The 1,730-nt window shown below is 66.9% G+C and carries 1 protein-coding gene; it reads right to left on the reverse strand.

Features of this window, described 5'->3' with window-relative positions:
- Nucleotides 1–22: 22 nt before the first annotated feature.
- Complete coding sequence (locus E1298_RS46685; protein WP_131903767.1) at nt 23–1,546, reverse strand: cellulose binding domain-containing protein; 1,524 nt, start codon at nt 1,544–1,546, stop codon at nt 23–25.
- Nucleotides 1,547–1,730 lie beyond the last annotated feature (184 nt).

Raw genomic sequence — 1,730 nt, forward strand, 5'->3', positions numbered from 1 at the left:
AACGCCGACTTCAGCGCGTTCTTCAGGCCCTCGCTGGCGTTGACGGTGTTGCCGTACATGTCGGCCCCGCCGTTGAAGTCGAACGGCATGATCGTGAACACGTCCACGTTCGCCTGGAGCTTGGCGGGCCCTTGGACTTGGACCAGTCACGGATCTTCGTCCAGATCGGGATGGTGGTGATCTCCTTCTGGTCGGAGTAGCCGTTCATGCCCGAGATGCCCATGTGGCTGTAGGCGGTCTCGTCCGACCAGCCGAACGCCGACTTCAGCGCGTTCTTCAGGCCCTCGCTGGCGTTGACGGTGTTGCCGTACATGTCGGCCCCGCCGTTGAAGTCGAACGGCATGATCGTGAACACGTCCACGTTCGCCTGGAGCTTGGCGGACTGGTCGATGAGCCGCTTGCCCCAGGTGTTCGGGCCGGAGGTCGTCGTGCCGAACGTCAGGATCGTCTGGATGCCGGGGTTCTTCTGCTTGACGATCTTGAGGGCGTTGATGACGCGGTCCTGAACGACCGCGTTCTCGAACTCGTCGGTGTTCTCGATGTCGATGTCGATGGACTTGAGCTGGAAGGCGTCGATGACCTTCTGGTAGGCGCCCGCGAGCAGCTCAGGAGACGAGCAGTTCGGGCCGAGCTTGTTGCCCGACCAGCCGCCGATGGAGGGCAGCACGTCGCCGCCCGCCGCGCGGATCTGCGCGATCGTCTGGGCGTCCACGCCGCCCGTGAGCGGGCGCTGGCCGTCCCAGTTGGGGTTGCAGCCGCCGGCCGACAGGATGAACGCCATCGTGAACCACTTGTTCCCGGTCGCGTTCATGACCGTGGTCGCGCTGGGCGGGTTGCCCCATCCCATGTAGAGGTACGGCGCGGCCCGCGGGCCGGCGGGCGTCGTGCAGCCGGTGGTCGTGCCCGAGACCGAGCTCCCCGCGGACTCGCCGGCGTCGTTGTACGCCTTGATCGTGTACGTGTGGTCCGAGCACGCCGTCAGCCCGGAGATGGTGGCGGTGGTCTGCGTCGCGGTGGCGCGCACCGCGGAGCCCTCGTAGACGCGGTAACCGGTGACGGTCCCGTTGGCGGGCGACCACGACAGCGTCAGCGAGGTGTCGGTGCGGGCCGTGACACCGGGGGAGCCGGGCGCGCCGGGTACTCCCGGCGTGCCGTCATCGGTACAGGACCCGCCGTTGAGCTTGCAGTTCTGCGGGGCGCCCGGGCCGTTGACGAGGAAGCCGAACGTCACCTTCGCGCCGGCGGCGAGGGTGGAGTTGTACTCGCGGTGGGTGAAGGTGGCGTGCTGCCCGTCCTTGGTGAGCAGCGCGTCCCAGTAGGAGCCGATCGTGGAGCCCGAGGGGACGTCGAACTCCACTTTCCAACCGGAGATCGCGTCGCCGGTGCTGTTGCTGATCGTGTACCTGGCCTCGTAGCCCGACCCCCAGTCGGAGGTCTTGGTGAAGGTCGCGGTCGCGGCCGCGGCGTTCGCCGGGACCGGGACCAGCAGCGCGAGAACGAGCGCGCTCAGGGCCGTGAGGAGCAGGCCAGGGAGTAGTCTTCGCAATTTCGCTCCCGGGTAGGAGAGGTGGACACGCGGTGATCCCCCGAACCCCGAGTCATTTCATGTGCCGGTGCGAGCGCGGCGGGGTGGCGAGCGCGGCACGTTCCACTCCAAATCTATAGGAAACTTTCCTGTTAATTGCCTGAACGGTAGCCACCCCGCCGCGCTCGCACCGGCACATGAAATG

Origin of the sequence: Actinomadura rubrisoli (assembly GCF_004349215.1) — a bacterium.
GTDB classification, from domain to species: Bacteria; Actinomycetota; Actinomycetes; order Streptosporangiales; family Streptosporangiaceae; genus Spirillospora; species Spirillospora rubrisoli.